14 protein-coding genes and 1 pseudogene are annotated in these 19,700 nt (G+C 49.5%); 9 read left to right on the top strand and 6 right to left on the bottom strand.

Annotated elements, in window-relative coordinates; all coding sequences use genetic code 11:
* The first annotated feature begins 1,553 nt into the window (after positions 1–1,553).
* The 6 genes and pseudogenes from NWF35_RS11625 (at position 1,554) to NWF35_RS11600 (ending at position 9,625) form a co-directional block, all read left to right on the top strand.
* The gene (locus NWF35_RS11625) at positions 1,554–2,207 is read left to right on the top strand and encodes a GntR family transcriptional regulator (RefSeq protein ID WP_301239274.1); all 654 of its coding nucleotides are present in this window, start codon (positions 1,554–1,556) and stop codon (positions 2,205–2,207) included.
* A 49-nt stretch (positions 2,208–2,256) separates the two neighbouring features.
* Positions 2,257–3,606 carry an FAD-binding oxidoreductase gene (locus NWF35_RS11620; RefSeq protein WP_301239273.1) on the top strand — a complete coding sequence of 450 codons (1,350 nt, stop codon included), beginning with the start codon at positions 2,257–2,259 and terminating at the stop codon, positions 3,604–3,606.
* 3 nt (positions 3,607–3,609) lie between these two features.
* A pseudogene (locus tag NWF35_RS11615) lies at positions 3,610–4,926 on the top strand ((Fe-S)-binding protein); the annotation flags it as partial.
* 51 nt (positions 4,927–4,977) lie between these two features.
* A complete protein-coding gene (locus tag NWF35_RS11610) occupies positions 4,978–6,414 on the top strand; it encodes an FAD-linked oxidase C-terminal domain-containing protein (RefSeq protein ID WP_301239376.1) in 1,437 nt (478 codons plus the stop codon).
* Positions 6,415–6,443: 29 nt separating this feature from the next.
* Positions 6,444–8,045: a malate synthase A gene (gene aceB / locus NWF35_RS11605; protein ID WP_301239272.1), complete on the top strand. Its 1,602-nt coding sequence runs from the start codon at positions 6,444–6,446 to the stop codon at positions 8,043–8,045.
* A gap of 104 nt (positions 8,046–8,149) precedes the next feature.
* Positions 8,150–9,625: an NAD-dependent malic enzyme gene (locus NWF35_RS11600; protein ID WP_301239271.1), complete on the top strand. Its 1,476-nt coding sequence runs from the start codon at positions 8,150–8,152 to the stop codon at positions 9,623–9,625.
* Positions 9,626–9,816: 191 nt separating this feature from the next.
* Here the strand turns inward: NWF35_RS11600 and NWF35_RS11595 are convergent, their stop codons facing one another.
* From NWF35_RS11595 to NWF35_RS11570, 6 genes are all read right to left on the bottom strand, one after another.
* Positions 9,817–11,463, bottom strand: a complete 1,647-nt coding sequence (locus NWF35_RS11595; RefSeq protein WP_301239270.1) for a lactate permease LctP family transporter — start codon at positions 11,461–11,463, stop codon at positions 9,817–9,819.
* A 465-nt stretch (positions 11,464–11,928) separates the two neighbouring features.
* The gene (locus NWF35_RS11590) at positions 11,929–12,339 is read right to left on the bottom strand and encodes a hypothetical protein (protein WP_301239269.1); all 411 of its coding nucleotides are present in this window, start codon (positions 12,337–12,339) and stop codon (positions 11,929–11,931) included.
* A gap of 175 nt (positions 12,340–12,514) precedes the next feature.
* On the bottom strand, positions 12,515–13,333 hold the full coding sequence (locus NWF35_RS11585) for a carbohydrate ABC transporter permease (protein WP_301239268.1): 819 nt from the start codon (positions 13,331–13,333) through the stop codon (positions 12,515–12,517).
* Between the two features lies 1 nt (position 13,334).
* Positions 13,335–14,201 carry a carbohydrate ABC transporter permease gene (locus NWF35_RS11580; RefSeq protein ID WP_301239267.1) on the bottom strand — a complete coding sequence of 289 codons (867 nt, stop codon included), beginning with the start codon at positions 14,199–14,201 and terminating at the stop codon, positions 13,335–13,337.
* Between the two features lie 178 nt (positions 14,202–14,379).
* Entirely contained in the window at positions 14,380–15,603 is a 1,224-nt protein-coding gene (locus tag NWF35_RS11575) for an ABC transporter substrate-binding protein (protein ID WP_301239266.1), read from the bottom strand.
* 134 nt (positions 15,604–15,737) lie between these two features.
* On the bottom strand, positions 15,738–16,745 hold the full coding sequence (locus NWF35_RS11570; protein WP_301239265.1) for a LacI family DNA-binding transcriptional regulator: 1,008 nt from the start codon (positions 16,743–16,745) through the stop codon (positions 15,738–15,740).
* Positions 16,746–17,088: 343 nt separating this feature from the next.
* On the opposite strand from NWF35_RS11570, the gene pxpB reads away from it, so the two are divergent.
* The 3 genes from pxpB to NWF35_RS11555 are packed head-to-tail and all read left to right on the top strand — an operon-like array spanning position 17,089 to position 19,583.
* Entirely contained in the window at positions 17,089–17,820 is a 732-nt protein-coding gene (pxpB, locus tag NWF35_RS11565) for a 5-oxoprolinase subunit PxpB (RefSeq protein WP_301239264.1), read from the top strand.
* Positions 17,821–17,862: 42 nt separating this feature from the next.
* Positions 17,863–18,630, top strand: coding sequence for a LamB/YcsF family protein (locus NWF35_RS11560; protein WP_301239263.1), 768 nt, complete (start codon positions 17,863–17,865; stop codon positions 18,628–18,630).
* Positions 18,627–19,583 carry a 5-oxoprolinase subunit C family protein gene (locus tag NWF35_RS11555; protein WP_301239262.1) on the top strand — a complete coding sequence of 319 codons (957 nt, stop codon included), beginning with the start codon at positions 18,627–18,629 and terminating at the stop codon, positions 19,581–19,583. Before NWF35_RS11560 ends, NWF35_RS11555 begins: the two co-directional genes overlap by 4 nt.
* Positions 19,584–19,700: the final 117 nt, after the last annotated feature.

The raw sequence follows: 19,700 nt of genomic DNA, 5'->3' as shown, positions 1-19,700 counted from the left end.
TCCACCAGAGGAGACCAAAAGCAATTCCTGCACTCATTGGAAATGAATATACTTCTGCGAAATAACGGAACTTTGTAAACGCTCTAAACTGATTAAAGAAGTTAGGTGGATGCTGAAAACCCATGAGGCAAATACCAGTTGGAATAAAGCATAAGACGATTCCGACTAGAGAATATAGCAGAGCCCCTCGTTTTCGACGATAAAATCGATCCAAGAGCAGGAAGACAATGAGATACAAAGGAAGAAATACGAGGATAAATACTAGGATCCACACCAATAGCTCGATATAGTGTTGAGACACAGTTCTCCACAAGTTTCGTAAGGAGAAATCTTCAATAATCGTAACGAGCCAGATGGTTTTCCTGATAAAGAGTTGGATGTAGTAAGCGATGATACCGATCAAGAAGCTCATCAAAGCAACTTGAAGGAATCTTTTTAGAAAGATCTTAGTAGACATACTCTCCCCCCACCAACGTCATACTTATAACATAATTATAACTATTCAGTAATGGATTAACATGTACTTTATCTTGATTAAGATAGATCCTGGAGTGGTAGGACGTAGCAGGTTTCCGGGACCCAAATGTTGAATATGTATTAAAAGTGTGAGGAACGGAGACAGGCTGCTGGCGGGGTGTGGCCCTCTCAGTCGCTACTTGCGACGGAGAGGGGGTGATGCTGCTGAAAGAGACGATCATGCTATTGTCGCTGGTCGCTCAGGTGATATATATCACCTATGTCATCGCGTCACAAAAAAAGCAGTGACCCGCCAGGCCTGGGAAACCATGCGGGTCACTTTTGTGTGATTCCATGGGCCACGCCTCGTCACGGCGTGCTCGCTGTTCCTCACACTTATTATACTATGCCCAATCGCTGGAAATCAAACCATTTGTACAAAGAAATGTGCCCCACACCGCCTTTATACTCAACGCCAGGCGATTTTCTCCACTTCACCCTGAAGATCTTCCCGAGTAGCCCGGATGTAATGCATCGTGTCGTCTAGACTGTCATGTCCCATAATGTGCACCAATTAAGAACCTCGCCCAGATTGCGAACCCTGGACGGGTTTCTTTTTATTTCTTATCATATCCAGCTTTTTTGGCGTCCTCCTCATTCCAACAAAACACTCTTTGCTCTATAAGAATATATCTATTGATCAGGTTCCGCGTACTTTTTGGTTTCATAGTTACCAGCGTACTTATCGGGCTGCCTGTGGCAGATACGTAGCCGGAATTCATAAGGCAATTCGTCAAGCAGATCGTTGCATCGACCGCCAGAAGAAGTGGCGAGGCATCGCCACGCGCTATGGGAATAGGGCGGTTAATTTTCATGCCGTTCTTCTTATTGCGAGCTTGGTGATTTAGTTGAATCGTTGTTTTACCAGACACCCCTGGTTCACGTTTTCTGCTTTCATCCTATTCCCAGTCAACCAATACTCGAACGAACCGAGTCGTAAATGAAAAGAAAATTTCGCATGTACAAATAGTAACAATATTATGTATAATATATGATGTACGATATATGATCAGAGCATTACTGGAAGGGGGGACGATGTGGAGCTATTTTTATCAAATCCGAAGCCGCTCAAAGTGCAAGCGTATACAATTTTAAAAGAAGCGATTATACGCGGGATATTGAAGGATAATGAGATGATTACGGAGCGGGTGGCGTTAGAGAGGTTCGGTATCAGCCGCACTCCCTTCCGTGAAGCTGTTCAAACGCTTGAAGCGGAAGGATGGGTCTATAACATCCCTTATAAAGGGACCTTTATCTCGCCGATTACGATCAAGGATATCCACGATGTTTTTGAATTGCGTTTTATGTTGGAAATCGGCGTCGTTCGTAAAATTCAGCAAAAGATCAACCGGAAAAACTTGGACCAATTGCAAGCGATCACGGCAGCAATGAATACAGATCCGTCGCAAATGAGCGATGTTGATTTCATGTTATTGGACAAAGATTTTCACAAAGTGCTGTTTGAACTTACGGATAACGAGCGGTTGATCTCCGTTTTTAAACAAACGTCAGACCTGATTCGCCGAATTGGCATGCGGGTTTTACACCGAGCGTCAAGACGCGAAGAAGTTGTTTGTGAACATCAGAGAATTATAGAAGGACTCCAAAACGGAACGGCGGAGCTAGAAATGGAACAACATTTAAATAAACAGAAACAATCCTTTATTGAATTGTATCAAGGTGAAAAATAACACACTCGCGCCATTATCTTGTTTATTTACGGGAGAGAGGTCTGTTACCGTGAGTAAAAGTGATTTAACCAAAACGGACATAAGCCGGTTAATCGAACAATTGGGGACGGACAAAGTGCAACCATTTCCAGCGAAGGGTTCCGAATACGGTTCATCGAGTGATTGGGTCGTCTTTGCCGAATCGGAGCAAGAGGCGGCTAAGGTGATCCGCTGGGCCGGAGAATCGCAAGTTTCAATTTTGCCCGAAGGCCAGGGGGCACTCGCAGGATACGGCAATCCTGTCCGAAAAGAGGCGGTCACCTTATCTTTGGCCAAATATAATCAGGTTACAGAACATTCGGTTGGCGACTTGACGGTTACGGTGCAAGCGGGCACGCTACTAAGTCATTTACAAGCGGTATTGAAGGAAAAAGGACAGATGCTGCCGCTTGATCCGGGTTGGCCGGAGATGAGAACGGCAGGTGGGATCGTGGCTGCGGCCCTGACAGGACCAAAACGGTTAAAGTACGGAACTCCGCGCGATTGGGTTATCGGTCTCAGGGTGATTTTGGCCGATGGCCAGGTAATTCGTACCGGCGGCAAAGTCGTCAAAAATGTCGCCGGATACGATATGAATAAGTTGTTCGTCGGATCGTTCGGGACCTTGGGGGTCATTACGGAGTGCACATTTAAATTGCGTCCCCTTCCTCCTGAGGAAACGGTAATCATTTTGGAACATTCGGATGTGAACGCCCTGTTACGGCTCAGCCGGTGCATATTGGATTCTTCATTGGAACCGTCGGCGATAGAGATTGTTAATTCCTCGTTGTTGTCAGTCCTTTTGCCCGGTGAGCATGCGACGTTTGGATTGATGATTGGTTTCGAAGACGAAACCAAAGCCGTGGATAAAGAACAAGATCAAGTTGTGAAATGGGCAAAGGAAGAAGGAATAAGGATCCGGGAGACTCTTCGAAACGAATGGTCTGCAGCGTTATGGCGATCCTTTGGTGAACTTATGCCCCACGCCAAAGATTCGGAAAGTTCAGCTGCGAAAATCGCTGTCAAGGTAAGTACCCTTCCCGATCAAGCGGCCGCTGCTGTTCAAATGATTCACTATCTGGCGGAAGAAATGGGGATTGATGCTATGATTCACGGGGGAACGGGCACGGGAATTACGTTCGCCGTATTGCAGCCGAAACGGGATCAATGGGCAATCGCAAAAGAACTTATCGAAAAAGTCAGGCAACGAATAGAAGAGCAGCTTGGTTATGTGGTCATCCTACATGCACCTTCCTTTTTTAAAGAGCTCATTCCTGTTTGGGGAAAAACACCAGCCGGACTGTTTCTCATGCGGAAGATCAAAGCGCAATTAGATCCGGAAGGGCGATTTAATCCGGGACGATGGGTAGGAGGGATATAAGATATGCCTGAAACGATAAAGGAAACGAAACCATTAACGGGATATCCGTTTGCCGATCCGCCTGACCCGGATAAGTGGTCGAAATGCATTCATTGCGGAATGTGTTTGGACGCGTGCCCCACCTATCAGGAAGAGAAATTGGAAGCTCATTCCCCACGCGGCCGCGTTCATTTGATCAAAGCGGTGGGTGAAGGGCGGCTAAAGTTAAACGAAGGTTTATATGACCCGGTTTTTCAGTGTTTGGATTGCCGTGCGTGCGAAACCGCTTGTCCATCAGGGGTAGAGGTCGGAGCCTTGATTGAAGAAGCGCGCGGCCAACTTTTTCAGGTAATGCCTCCCAAAGGACTTAGGGGAATGATCAACCGATTCTTTTTAAGGCATTTGTTTCCCCATCCCGCACGCCTGCATTGGTTGGGCCGATTGCTGAGATTTTACCAACGATCAGGTCTTCAGGTTTTGGCTCGAAAAATTGGGATTCTTCGTCTATTCCCTGCGCACATTCGGGATATGGAGGCCGTCCTGCCGCAGATCCCGGCTAAATTTTCCCGGCAGACTCTGGCTGAAGTAACCCCCGCGCTTGGGGAAAAGCGTTATCGTGTTGCCATCTTGACAGGGTGTGTGATGGATGTTTTATACGCCGGGATTAATGAGGCGACGGTGCGGGTGCTAAGCCGTAACGGATCTGAGGTGGTGGTGCCGCGGGGACAGGTTTGTTGCGGTGCCCTGCAAGTGCATGCCGGGGACCGGGAGACAGCGAAGAAATTAGCCAAACAAAATATTGACGCGTTTTTGCAAGCGGATGTTGATCGAATCATTGTTAATGCGGCCGGATGCGGGTCAGCGATGAAGGAATACGAAGAACTTCTTAGGTACGATCCGGATTACAAAGATAAGGCAAAGGAATTTGTCAGGAAGGTTCAAGACGTATCCGCTTTCTTATGTGAAATCGGCTTTAAACCGCCAACGGGAAGGGTTCAAGAAACAGTCACCTATCACGAAGCGTGTCATTTGGTTCACGGACAAAAAGTGAGAAACCAGCCGCGTGAACTGCTTAAACAAATCCCCGGGCTTACTTTGGTCGAAATGCCCCACGCGGATCGCTGCTGCGGGAGTGCCGGGATTTATAACCTGACTTATCCGGATATGGCGGGCCGTCTGCTCAAGCGAAAAATGGATGACGTTCCGCAAGAAGTGGATAGGATCGTGATGGGAAATCCTGGTTGCATGCTGCAGATCGCGATGGGAGTTCATCAGCGTGGCGGACGGGAACGGGTCGTGCATACGATTGAATTGTTGGACGAGGCTTACCGGCGCGGGGAGGAGAGCGAGCCGAAGACGGATGGCACAAAAGATGACGACCAAAATCAAGAACTGATTGCTGCTCTCAAGCGCTGTGTCGGGAACGACGCGGTCCTTTACCGCCATGAAGATTTACTGGCCTATGAATGTGACGCCTATACGCTGAAAAAGGTGGTTCCGCGTGCGGTCGTTTTTCCCAGGAGTACAGAAGAGACAGCTGAGGTTGTTCGCTTGCTCTCGAAACGGGGAATTCCTTTTATCCCGCGCGGGGCCGGAACCGGCTTGAGCGGCGGAGCTACTCCGACGGGAGGGGAAGTGATCATCAGTTTGGCGAGGATGAATCGCCTTTTGCAGGTCGACCTTCTGAATAGGCGGGCTGTGGTGCAACCGGGGTATATCAATCTGCATTTAACTGAGGCCGTCGCCGACCGCGGTTACTATTATGCACCGGATCCGTCGAGTCAACAGGCATGTACGATCGGGGGAAATGTCGGTGAAAATGCCGGTGGAGCCCATTGTCTCAAATATGGTGTTACCACAAACCATGTACTCGGTTTGACGATGGTTTTACCCGACGGGCAAATCGTTCAACTCGGTGGACTTCCGGATGAGCCCGGCTATGATTTGGTCGGATTGGTGGTCGGATCGGAAGGGACTATGGGCATTGTTACGGAAATCACGGTCCGCCTTGAAAAAAAACCGGAAGGGGTTCGCACTGTTCTCGCAATGTTTGATGAAGTGAGCGAGGCGAGTGAAGCGGTTTCCGACATTATCGCAGCGGGGATTTTACCGGCGGCTTTGGAGATGATGGACAATCTGGCGATTGAAGCAGTTGAAAAAGGAACGTTCCCGGTAGGGTATCCGCGTGATCTGGGCGCTGTTTTATTGATTGAGGTGGACGGTATAACCGAGGGATTGGATGAACAGATTGAACGCATTGTAGAAGTGTGCCGTAAACACGGGGTGCGAGAAGTGCGAGCTGCCTCCTCGGAGGAAGAAAGAAAAAGTTGGTGGAATAACCGCAAAACCGCTTTTGGCGCGGTCGGAACCATCTCGCCGGATTATCTCGTGCAAGATGGCGTGATTCCCCGCAGCCGCTTGCCGGAAGTTCTGTCCCGGATCGAAAAAATCAGCCACGAAAAAGGAGTGCGAATTGCCAATGTGTTTCACGCCGGCGATGGAAACCTGCATCCCCTGATTATGTTTGATGCACGAATCCCCGGGGAAGAAGAACGAGCCGTACAAGCGGGATCAGAGATTTTGCAAGTGTGTGCCGAGGTTGGTGGCAGTATCACCGGAGAACATGGTGTTGGTTTGGAAAAGAGAGAGGAAATGCGGTATTTGTTTTCTGAGAAGGAGATTGCCGTCCAAACAGCGATACGGGAGGTATTTAATCCGAGAAATCTATGTAATCCAGGCAAAATATTCCCTTCCCCAGCCCGTTGTGCCGAGATGAAGAGGCAGCCTAAAGGAATCGATACCGAAAAAGCTTTGGATGCTCTTTATTGAACAGAAATGGGAGAGGAGATGGAATGGAGATGGATACGAGAATAAATCTAAAGGGAGTCGAAGTGACTGCGCCGATTTATCCGGAGTTTGAAGAGATTTTGACGAATGAGGCACTTGATTTCATTGCGGGCTTGGCCCGTAAATTCTCCGCTTCCCGTGACGCTTTATTGCAAAAGCGCGTAGAGCGGCAGAAAGCCATCGATTCGGGGAAATTGCCGGATTTCCTGCCCGAAACGGCTTCCATTCGGCAGGCTGACTGGAAAATCGCCCCCGTTCCTGAAGATTTGCAAGATCGGCGGGTGGAAATTACCGGGCCTGCCGGCAACCGCAAAATGGTGATCAATGCTCTTAACTCGGGAGCATGTGTGTTTATGGCCGATTTTGAGGATGCCAATTCCCCGACATGGGAGAATACGGTGGGTGGACAAGTAAACTTAAAAAAAGCGATCAGGCGGGAGATCGATTTTACTTCCCCGGAAGGGAAAAAGTATGCTTTGAATGAGAAAATCGCCACTCTTGTCGTTCGTCCGCGCGGTTGGCATTTGGATGAAAAACACTTCAGGGTAGACGGAAAACCGGTTCCGGGTGGGCTGTTCGATTTCGGTTTGTACTTTTTCCACAATGCCCGTACCTTGCTGGAGAATGGATCGGGGCCTTATTTTTACCTTCCGAAATTAGAAAGTCACTTGGAAGCGCGACTGTGGAATGACGTATTTGTTTATGCCCAAGATGCCTTGGGGATTCCACAAGGAACGATCAAAGCGACAGTATTGATCGAAACAATTCTAGCGGCGTTTGAAATGGAAGAAATCCTGTACGAACTTCGGAATCACTCTGCCGGCTTAAACTGCGGCCGCTGGGATTATATTTTCAGTTATTTGAAAGTGTTGCGCAATCAGCCTGATGTGATCCTCCCGGACCGGCAACAGGTGACCATGACCGTGCCGATGATGAGGGCTTACACCTTGTTGACGATCAAAACCTGCCATAAACGCGGTGTCCATGCTATCGGTGGGATGGCGGCACAAATCCCGATCAAAAATGATCCGGAGGCAAACAGAGAGGCCTTGAGCAAGGTAAAAGAGGATAAAGAGCGGGAAGTGCTGGACGGACATGACGGGACATGGGTCGCGCATCCTGGGTTGGTTCCGGTGGCCAAAGCCGTATTTGACGAAAAGATGCCAACTCCCAACCAATTGGATCGGTTGCGGGATGATGTTGAGGTTACGGCGGAGGATTTATTGCGCGTACCGGAAGGAACCATTACCGAAGCGGGGCTGAGAACAAATATCCGCGTAGGGTTGCAATATATTGAAGAGTGGCTGCGCGGAAACGGAGCAGTGGCGATTGACAACTTGATGGAGGATGCAGCGACGGCAGAAATTTCGAGGGCCCAGGTTTGGCAATGGATTCGTCATCCCAAAGGAATACTCGAGGACGGGCGTAAAATCACCTTTTCGCTATTTGAACAAGTCTTGGAAGAAGAGCTATCGAAAATCAAGGGACGCCTCGGCGAAAGTCGCTTCGCCGATTCAAAATATGCCGAAGCGCGTGAATTGTTGATTGACTTAATCAAAAGCGACCGTTTTATCGATTTTCTCACCTTGCCGGGATATGATCGCATCGTATAGAAGTCTTAAAAATAATCCATGTTTTTTGGCCCTGTGTGGAATGGACTCACATAGGGTCAATCCCTTTCAAGGGCATAGTGATAAAGCGAAAAGAGGCGTTGAAGATGAGCATTTCCATGGGAGCCAATATGAGTATCATTATGCGGTTAAAACTGGATAAGGAATTAGTATCGTTCGGGAAAATCGCCTCAATCATCAGTGATGCAGGCGGGGATATCATTGCCATCGACGTGATTCAAGAGGGAAAAACGTCTACGATTCGCGATATTACCGTAAATATTACAGACTACGGTTTGGGTGAGCGATTGGTGGCAATGGTGAAGGGGATTTCTGGCGTTCACGTAGTCAACGTCTCGGATCGCACCTTTTTGATGCACTTGGGCGGGAAAATTGAGACGGCGCCTAAAATGCCGATTAAAAACCGCGATGATTTGTCCCGTGTATATACCCCTGAAGTAGCACGGGTCTGCAAAGCGATTCAAGAAAAACCTTCGCGGGCTCATTCTCTCACGATCAAACGAAATACGGTTGCGGTTGTCTCCGATGGTTCTGCAGTTTTGGGATTGGGAAACATCGGACCGGAAGCGGCCATGCCGGTAATGGAAGGTAAGGCGATGCTGTTTAAACAGCTGGCCGGGGTGGACGCATTCCCGATTTGTCTGGCAACGCAGGATGCAGAAGAAATCATCAAGATTGTTAAGGCGATTGCCCCGACGTTTGGCGGGATTAATCTGGAGGACATCTCTTCCCCAAAATGTTTTGAAATCGAAGAGCGGCTTGCACAAGAACTCGACATCCCCGTTTTTCATGATGATCAACACGGAACGGCGGTCGTTGCTTTAGCCGGGATAATTAATGCTGTAAAATTGGTCGGAAAAAACTTGGCAGATTGCAAAGTGGTGGTTTGTGGCATCGGTGCGGCGGGGATTGCCTGTACCAAGATGTTATTGGCAGCCGGTGTTCGGGACGTGATCGGTGTGGATCGGGAAGGGGCCATTGTGGCGAAGCGAGCATACGAAAATCCTTTTTGGAATTGGTATGCGGCCAACACCAATCCAAATCAGTTAGAAGGTTCTCTATCTCAAGTGATTAAGGGAGCGGATATTTTTATCGGGGTTTCCGGGCCCGGTGTATTGAAAGTAGAAGACATTCAAAATATGGCTCCTGATCCAATTGTCTTTGCAATGGCCAATCCGGTTCCGGAAATTGCTCCTGATCAAGCAGAACCGTATGTTCGCGTGATGGCAACAGGGCGATCTGATTACCCCAACCAGATTAATAATGTGTTGTGTTTCCCCGGAATTTTTCGCGGAGCGCTCGATTGCCGCGCTTCAAAAATCACGGAAGAAATGAAATTGGCCGCCGCCCAAGCGATTGCTTCCGTCGTTTCGGATGAGGAACTGAGCGAACAGTATATTATTCCAAGTGTATTTAACAGTCGTGTGGTAGAAAAGGTAAGAGAAGCTGTGATCGAAGCCGCGTATCGATCGGGAGTAGCCCAGCGGGATCGTCGCAACACACAAAAAGAAATGAATAAAAGAAGCCTTGCAAATGAAAATGCGTTTAATTTTTCTTTATGAAGCAAAGAAACTCACTCGATCAAAAGAGTGGGGAGATTGATAACAAACCTCCACCCTTTTCCTAGAAAAGGAGCTGGGGGTTGTATTTTTGAATTATTCCTCCAATATGTTTTTACCCTTGTTCAACAAAAAAGGCTGTTGACCTTCTTTGTCAACAGCCTGCCCACAAATAGATTGGCCTGATTTTCTATTTAAGGGATCATCCATTTCAAAACATAGGCTTGTAGAAGAGTGATCGCACAGATGATCAACACGAGAAAGAGGCTGTGTTTGATCGTAAACCGGAATAAATCGCTCTCTTTTCCGACCAAACCGGTCGAGGCGGTCGCAACGGCGATTGACTGGGGGGAGATCATTTTCCCGGTCACACCGCCGGAGGAGTTAGCGGCAACTGTGAGTACCGGATTGATCCCAATCTGATTTGCGGTGATCTTTTGTAAGTTTCCGAACAAGGCATTGGAAGAGGTGTCGCTTCCGCTGAGAAAAACACCCAGCCACCCGAGGACGGGTGCGAAAAAGGGAAATAAGACACCGGTTTTGGCCAGAGCGAGCCCCAGGGTAGCGCTCATCCCCGAGTAATTAAAGATATAAGCCAATCCCAGCACAGAGAAAATCGTAAGAAGAGGATAACGCAGTTCGACCAAGGTTTCCCCAAAAGTATAAAGCCATGTCTTAAACCGCATACCGACCAGAAACATGCTGAAAAAGGAAGCGATTAAGATGGCAGTCCCGACAGCAGCCAACCAATCAAAGGTAAATACGGCATCATACGGGGTCGGTTTGGTTACGATCGGGGGCATTTTTAGCACCATTTGATGAAGGACGGGTACGCTCCATTTGAATGTCCATTGATTAAGGAAGTTCTTCACCGCGGGAATGCTCCACAACACGATAAATCCGGTCAGTAAAATAAAAGGGGACCAAGCGAGTAAAATTTGTCCGGTTGAATATACTTCCGTTGCAGCGGCTACTTCCGTTGCAGTGGCTTTTGTTTGATTCGTTATGGAATCAAAGCGGAATGTTTGTTTTGGCTTCCATATGCGCAAAAAGAAAGACAAAACGAGCAGGCAGATCAAAGAAGAGAGGATATCCGGCAGTTCAGGGCCGAGAAAGTTGGAAGAGAGAAATTGGACGATGGCAAATGTACCACCAGTCACGAAAATGGCCGGCATAACCTCCCGCGTCTTTTTCCACCCGCACATGACGAACACGAGCCAGAACGGAACAAATATCGACAAAAGCGGCAATTGGCGCCCGACCATTTGGCTGATTTTAAACGGGTCCAAACCGGAGATAGTGCCAGCCACGGTAATCGGAATCCCGATGGCTCCGAATGCGACAGGCGCTGTATTGGCTATGAGGCATATTCCAGCGGCATATAAGGGACGGAACCCTAACCCGGCCAAAAGAGCGGCCGTAATTACAACAGGTGTGCCAAACCCAGCGCAACCTTCCAAAAAAGCGCCAAAACAAAAGGCGATCAAGAGGGCTTGCAGGCGATGGTCATCGGTCAGGTTGGTGACCGATGCGCGAATAATGTCAAATTTCCCTGTTTTGACCGTTATTTTATATAAAAAAACAGCGGTAACAATTATCCATCCGATGGGAAATAATCCAACCGCTCCACCATAAACAAAAGAAAGCACCGACATTTTTACAGGCATTTTGTAAACCAACACCGATATGAGAAGAGCCAAGACAACGGTAATCAGGCCAGCGATATGCCCTTTGGTTCGCCGGAATGCGAGCGCCCAAAAAAAGTAAAGAATCGGTAAACCTGCTGCTAATGTTGACATCCAAACACTTCCAGCCAACGGGTTATAAATTTGATGCCACATCTTTCTTCCCTCCCTGTTTTTTGTTAGCGCTTACAAAAGAGGTCTGGTTATTGAAGTAGAAATTAGACTACAGACTGAGTATTGGAGTGAATGAATAAATTATTAATTAAAATAATTCGATATATATGGAAAAATACCTTCCGAACATCCGTACAAATAGCCGAGAAGTAGCATTTTGAAAGCTATCGTGCATCACCGTCTCGTGGGTGTAGTTCGTCCGTAGCGGGACGGACGGTTCGGAAATTTGATGCCGGGGCTGGTTGAAGTAGATCAACCGGCTTTCAGGTCATTATTTGGGGGGATGACAACCTTGACTGGTCAGCAACTGGCGGTGGAACTGTAAGGACTATGATGTACGGAAAACTGTCCGACAAGCTATGAGCTTGCGGCGGTTTTCACCTGCCGTGAATACCGGATCCCTCTTTTCAAAAAACCTAGTCCCTTCTGCTTCATCTTCCTTCGCAATCAATTTGTTTTGCTTCCCCTGATGGCGTTCGTTTCCTTTATGTGAGTTACAATGGTAATGGATTGGACACCATATTGTGGATGTTTACCTAGCTTTATACTGGGTTTTTTCTGTTGGATCCCCGCTTCGTCCCGTTTTCCTTCCAACGCTTCGATCACCATCTCCAAACGGGCCACTATCAGCGCGATGTTCATCGCTTTAGCGGCAAGGTGGTTCTGCGTTTGGTGGGCAATTTCCTCGGTGATAAGCATCCCTGTGACGGTGAGGGACGCAATCACAACCGTGCAAACAAAGATCGCTGTCGACGTATGCAGGCGGATCGATTGCTTTTGTATCCCGACCGCCCTCCTTTCGGCGTGATCGGAAAAGGGGAGTTTATATCTAGAGTAGCTTTTTTGTTTCGGCTGCAATGAAAAAAGCCGGATGAACCGGCTTGAGAATCTATGTACAAAGCTTAGCCTTGTCTCATGTTTGCTGGTCGCTCGTTGGAAAAAAGCCTCTCAAGGACTCCCAGAGCCTTTGGCAAGGGGAGTTTCTGCTCCTCACCACGGCTATTGACCCGCGACCATTTCTAGTGCTAACCTCTCATTTCAATGCTCCTTTGGTCACTCCGTTGATAATCCATCTTTGGGCAAACAGGTAGATGAGCACCAGTGGGGACAGAGCCAGCAGATAGGAAGCGAATGCCGTATTATAATCGGTGCTAAACTGGCCTTGGAAAATGTACTGCTTCAACGGCAATGTGGCCATTTCCGGCTCATTCAACACGATCAGCGGCAACATGAAATCGTTCCATGTCCACAAACAGGTCAGGATGCCCACGGTCGCATTGATCGGCGCCAAAAGGGGGAAAATTACCTTCCAAAACACGCTCCAGGTTGATGCGCCGTCCATAATGGCCGCCTCTTCCAGCTCACGCGGGATGGAGCGGATGTATCCGACGTAGATAAAAATGTTGAGAGAGAGTCCATAAACGATATACAAAAGGGAGAGCCCCAACGGATGATTCATCTCCAAGGCGGATGTTTCTTTAACGATGGGTAGCATGATCAGCGGAAACGGGATGAACATGGCACTAATAAAGTAGTAGTAGAGAAATTTGAAAAAGCGCCGGTTCAGATTTCGGGCGATCGCATAAGCCACCATCGAGTTGGTCAGGAGCGTAAAGGTGACGGCGATTACTGTGATCATCGCACTGTTGGCCAATGCCTGAAAGAAATCCGTCATGGCGATGGCTCTTGTGAAGTTTTCCAAGTGCCAGTGGATGGGTGGACTGAGGATGGATCTGGCCATTTCCACCGGATTTTTCAACGCCACCACCACAGCCATATAGAGCGGGAACAAGATCAACAACGATCCGAGTGCGATCAGAATAGTAGCGGTCCAGTTGATTCGGTTCTTCATGCTACATCTCCATCTCCCGTTTTTGCAGGAATTTTAACTGAATGAACGTGAGCGTCACGATCACCAGCAAAAAGATCACCGCGTTGGCCGATTGATATGAGAATTCCCCGCCCGTGAATCCCCCCTGGTAGATCAACACGGCGATCGATTCCGTCGCCCTTCCCGGCCCTCCGCCGGTCATGGCGATCACGTGATCGAACACGTTGAGGTTGTTCTTCATCGCCAGTACCATATTGATGGTGAAAAACGGGGCGATCAGCGGAAAGGTGATGAACCGGAACTGACGCCATTTACCTGCTCCGTCCAAGCTCGCTGCCTCATACAACTCGTCGGGGATCGTCTGTAGGCCGGCCAGATACAAAATGGTGTTGAACGCGATCGATTGCCATACCCCCACGATCACGATACCAACCCAAGCCCATTTTTCGTTCCCGAGAATATTGGAGGAGAGAAAGCTTATTCCCCATTTTTGCCCCAGCTCCGGAATTACTTGACCGAAAAGGTAATTGAAGATGAAACCAACAATCAGGATGCTGAGGATATTGGGGAGAAAATAAACCGCCCGGAAAAAGTTGCGAAACGGAATTTTCGCGTTCAGTCCCAAAGCGATCAGCAGACTAAGCACATTGACGATAATGGTAGCCACGATCGCATACTTGAAAGTGAAAAGGTAGGAATGCAGAACGTCCTCGTCATTCAATAACAGCCAGTAATTTTTGAGACCGATGAAATGATAGGTGGGTCGGTAGCCGTTCCAGTCCGTAAGAGAGTAATATATCCCTTGCAGAGCCGGAAATGTGTGAAACGCGAAAAAGAGGAGAAAAGCAGGGACGGTCATGATGTAAAAGGCCATTCTGCGTCTTCTCATGTGAGGTCCCTCCAATGTAAAAAAACCGTTCCGTGCAGTTAAGCCCATTGATTCGGGATGATTGGCATCATGTTGTGAAAAGCCGTCTCCTGCCCCTGCTCCTGTACTCAATCTCGGGAGACGGCTTTCGCTCTTGACCGACAGTAGTTTCGGTACAGTTAGACGCTCTATGGTTCTTTCACTGTCGTGCTTGTGCTTTCTCCCACTCGGTGTCCAGTGTTTTCAGGTATGCGGAGATGTTTTTATGCAGAAGAAAGTCTTGGATGATTTTGTCCACTTGCATGGCCGGGGGGATGTAGTGATCCGCAAAGTCGACGACCGCTCCCTTTCGGAAGCTTTCTTTCAGACCGGCCACGCTGGGATCGTTTTGCACCACGCCTTTGATACAGGAGAACTGTTTTTGCTGGTCGATGTAGAATTTTGCATTTTCCGGTTTCAATAGAAATGCGATCCACTTCTTTGCTTCTTCCGGATGCGGGGTGTTCGCCGACATGGTAAGCAAGGTGTCTACGCCCGACACCAGTCTGTTCTTGGATACATCATTACTGACAGGAAGCGGGAACGAGTCGATTTCGATGTTGGGATTAGCTTTTTTGATTTCGGGGATGGCCCATGTCCCTTGTAGATACATCACGGATTCTCCTTTGGCAAAAGCAGCGTTACCGTCGTTGTATCCTTTTCCGAAGTTATCCCGGTGCCCGTATTCCAACAACTTCAACTGTTTTTGGGCAACTTCCTTGAAAGCTTGTTGAAAGGTGGTCTTTCCTTTCTTGAGGTCTTGGAAAAACGTATCCCCAGGCAGGTTGGAGGCTAGTGCGTTGAAGGGGATCAACGTTGTCCAAGAATCTTTATAAGTATGGTAAAACGGGATTTTTCCCGCGGCTTTGATTTTTTCCGCGGTGGCGATAAATTCATCCCAGGTCTTCGGCACGGTCAGCCCGAGTTGCCGGAATAACGCCTTGTTGTAAAGCACACCGTTGGCGTTGGCCGTGTAGGGAATGCCGGACACTTCTTTCAGTCCGGTTAACTTTCGGACCATATCTACATAGGCCGGTTGGATATTTTTCAACTGTGGATCGTTCAGAAAGTCGGCAAAAATCCCGTTTTGCGCCAAATCGACGAAAGTGGCGTTCAGGCCTATACCGATTACATCGGGGACGTCATTTTTCGCCACCCGAGTTTTCAGCACGGTTTCAGCATCGGGCGGTGTCGTCACGACTACGTCGATACCGGGATTCTCTTTCTCAAACTTTTTTGCAAGCTGTTCGAAAGTGGTTTTTGCTTCGGGTTTGTTTTGGAAGAATTCGATTCGCACTTTGCCATCATCTGCCGAACTAGCGCATCCAACCGTCAACGATACCAACAACAACACTACTGCCACAACTGAAAGCGCTTTCTTCACAAGCAATCCCTCCCTCTGAAAAATTTGATGATTTGATAAATAAATGACGAAGTTTCGTGAAGTCTATGGTTCCAAGTGTCAATCCTCGCGGGAAAGAGTTACTCTCTCTTTCCACGAGATCAACTTTTGATAAATCAATGCGTTTTCGGCGGCCTTACGGACTCCCGTTCCACGATGGTGTGGGGAACGATTTTACTTTGTGCTTGGCCGGTTTTGATCATGTTCATCAACATTTCAGCCGCCCATTTCCCCATCTCGAAAAGAGGTTGGCCCACCGTAGTCAAAGGAGGGATGGCCATTTCCGCGATCTGCAAGTCGTCGTATCCGATTACGGACAGTTCGTCCGGTACTTTGATTCCATTATGGTATGCGGCGGACAATGCTCCGGCTGCCATTTCATCGCTGGCCGCAAATACCGCCGTAAAGCCGGGGGCAGTACGAAGCAGTTTTTCCATGGCGCGGCGTCCGCTGTGATACCCGAAATCCCCGTAAGTGATGAGTTCCTCCCGAAACGGGATACCATAATTCTGTAATGCTTGCCGGTATCCCTCAACTCTGGGGATACCTGCGAGCGGGTCCGATTTGGTACCGCCGATCAATGCGATCCGTCGGTGCCCCTGTTTGATCAGGTATTCGGTGGCGTCATAGGCGGCTTGCTGATCGTCCACCTTTATGTAAGGAAACGGGTATTCCGGCGAAAAAGTAGAAAGTAGTACTACCGGAATGTTCATGGCGGTCAAGGTGGCATAGTATTCCTCCTTCAACCTTTCACTGACGAAGATGATCCCGTCCACCTGCTTTTCCCACAACACATTGAGATACTTCATCGTGCGCCTTCCGTCTTTGTCCGTGTTACAAACGACGACGCTGTAATCCCGATGGTGGGTGGCATGCTCGATCCCGCGCAGCACTTTGGAAGAGAACATGCTGGACACATTGGGAAAAAGGACGCCGATTGTCTGGGTTCGCTTGTTGATCAGTCCCCTGGCGATGGCATTCGGATGATACCCCATCTCCTCGATCACCTTGAGTACTTTTTGCCGAGTTTTTTCCGAGTAGCCAGGCTGGTTGTGCAAGACACGGGAGACGGTTGCCACCGATACATTGGCTTTTTTGGCAACGTCCTTGATCGTTGGTCTCATCGACAACCCATCCTCGGTCCAATTCGTTACGTAAACGTTTACTCAAGCCTAATATAAAAGAATTATTATAATGTTGTCAATTGATTAGTTTTGATTTGATTTGTATCTTTTACAAATATCAGGGAACATGACGTGTAGCTATGGAAGGAAGCAGAGCCCTCCAAAATTATGCTAAAATTCCTATAGAAAAAGGGGGCGATTATGGTCAGGTCCTTCCCCAACCCAGGGGGATTTTACCGGTAGCAAGAAAAAGGTTTACCCGTTTCAACACGATGGAATGTCTTGGGAACCAATGTGGAACGGTAGCGAGTGGGAATATATGTGTTCCATGAGGAGGATCGGAATGCTTTCCTTTCAACCGATCGGAGATCAGGCGGTGTGCATTCGGCTGGGGGACCGAATTGAACCATCTGTTCATGACAGGGTCCGCCGATGGTGCAGAGCGCTGGAGAGGCAAGCCATACCGGGTGTGATCGAGTGGGTCCCATCGTATACGGCTGTGACGGTGTTGTATCGCCCTGCCGAAGTTACATATCGGCAGTTGGTTCTATCGCTTGAAAGACTGGCGGAGCAGCTGGATGAAGAACCACTGCCACAGCCCCGTATAATTTCCTTGCCTGTTTGCTATGGTGGCGAATACGGGCCCGATCTGGAAGCGTTGGCCGAACTGTGTGGCAAAACACCGGAAGAAGTCATTCGTATTCACTCCTCGGCGGAATATGTGGTCTACATGATGGGGTTTTCCCCCGGATTTCCCTATCTCGGCGGACTGCCCAGAGAGATTGCCGCACCCCGACTGGCAACGCCGAGGTCATCAGTGCCGGCCGGTTCGGTGGGAATCGCCGGTGAACAGACAGGTGTCTATCCGATTGCCACACCAGGTGGTTGGCGGCTCATCGGACGAACACCAATTCCACTCTACGATCCGACCCGCAATCCGCCGGTACTTCTAAAGGCAGGGGATCGTTTGCGATTCCGCCCCATTGATCGGACGGAGTATCTCAAAATCGCGGATTCGGTGAAAAACGGTGAAGATGTTTGGAATGTGAGAGAGTGGCTAACGGAGAAGGCATGATCGGAATCATGAAGAAGGATCTCCGGAGAAAGAGGTGGAAGCATGGCTGACCGGATCGATCTCAACTGTGATCTGGGTGAAAGTTTCGGGATCTATCGGATTGGGCGTGACACAGATGTAATGGATTGGATTACGTCAGCCAACATCGCATGCGGTTTTCATGCGGGTGATCCCCATGTGATGCATCGAACCGTGCAGTTGGCACTGGAAAAAGGGGTGGCGATTGGGGCGCATCCCGGTTTGCCCGATCGGCAATGGTTCGGCAGAAGGTGGATGGAGCTGACACCGGAGGAAGTGTTCGATTTGGTGGTGTATCAGGTGGGGGCCTTATCGGCTTTTGTCCGGGTTTGCGGGGGAGAGCTCCAACACGTAAAGCCGCATGGAGCGTTGTTTAACGTTGCCGCCGTCAACGGCGAAATCGCCCGGGCAGTGGCGGAAGCGGTGGCCCGGGTGGATGAACGCTTGATCCTGTTCGGGTTGGCCGGAAGCGAGTTGGTTCGGGCAGGGAGTCAACTGGGGCTGCGCGTGGCCGAAGAAGTGTTTGCGGATCGTCAATATGAGCCCGATGGCACACTGACGCCGCGAACACGCCCGGATGCGGTTATTCATGATCCGGACCGTGCCGTGGCACGAGTGATCCGCATGATTCGCGAAGGGAAAGTGACAGCTGCTGACGGCTCCGATCTGGCTATCCGGGCGGATACGGTGTGCGTCCATGGCGATCAGCCGGAGGCGGTGGCGTTTGTTCGCCAGTTGCGGCAAGCATTTGAAGCGAACGGCATTCAAGTAAAAAGGGTGGGAGAGCTGTGAAGCCGTCACTGGAAGTGCTGGAGCCGGGTCTGTTGACCACGGTTCAGGACGGCGGTCGCTGGGGGTATCAACAGTATGGCATGGTAGTCTCCGGACCGATGGACCCCTTCGCTTTGCAGGCGGCCAATGTTTTGGTAGGAAACGACCGTAACGAAGCGGGGCTGGAAATTACCATGGGACGTGCGGCATTCGGATTTCACCGGGATTGCCTCATCGCGATTGCCGGTGCGGATTTGGGGGCGACGGTGGACGGAGAGCCTGTTCCCATGTGGTGCGGGTTTACTGTGAAAAAAGGACAGGTGTTGCGCTTCCAAGGACCGGTGTGCGGCGTTCGTGCCTATCTGGCGATTGCCGGCGGGATCGATGTGCCCGTGGTGATGGGAAGCAAATCGACGTATCTCCGCGGACGGATCGGTGGTTTGGCTGGCCGAGCGCTGAAAAAGGGAGATGCGTTGGTAGTTGGAACGGCACCAGGGAACCTTTCGAAAGAGGGGAAAATCTGTTTGTCGCGGCGACACCTCCCCCGCTACGCTCGTAATCCCACGGTACGAGTGGTGTTGGGACCGGATCATGAGTCATTTACCCAAGAGGGTGTCCACACATTTTTGCATCACCGGTATACCGTGACGGCGCAAGCCGATCGGATGGGATATCGCTTGCAGGGTCCGCGCATCACACACCGCCACGGGGCTGATATTCTCTCCGATGCAACGGTGATGGGTACGGTACAGGTGCCTGCCGATGGTCAACCGATCATTTTGATGGCAGATCGGCAAACGACGGGCGGATATGCCCGGATCGCCACCGTCATCTCCGTGGATTTGCCCTTGGTGGCCCAAACGCTTGCCGGTGGCACCATTGCCTTTCACGCGGTAAGTGTAGAAGAAGCACAGCGGTTGGCGGTGGAGAGGGAACAATTGTTGCGTTTGCTGATGGCAGGGGTGAGGAGTTGACCGGATTCCTGAAAAGGCATCCTTTTTGTTCCTATGCTCTTCAACCAAAAATTTGTTATGCAATTCCTGGGCATTTCCCGTAAAATAGAGCAGAGCGATATATTCCGATTACAATCA

Origin of the sequence: Polycladomyces subterraneus, assembly GCF_030433435.1 — a bacterium.
GTDB lineage: Bacteria > Bacillota > Bacilli > Thermoactinomycetales > JIR-001 > Polycladomyces > Polycladomyces subterraneus.
This window is presented reverse-complemented; position numbering and strand designations above follow the sequence as displayed.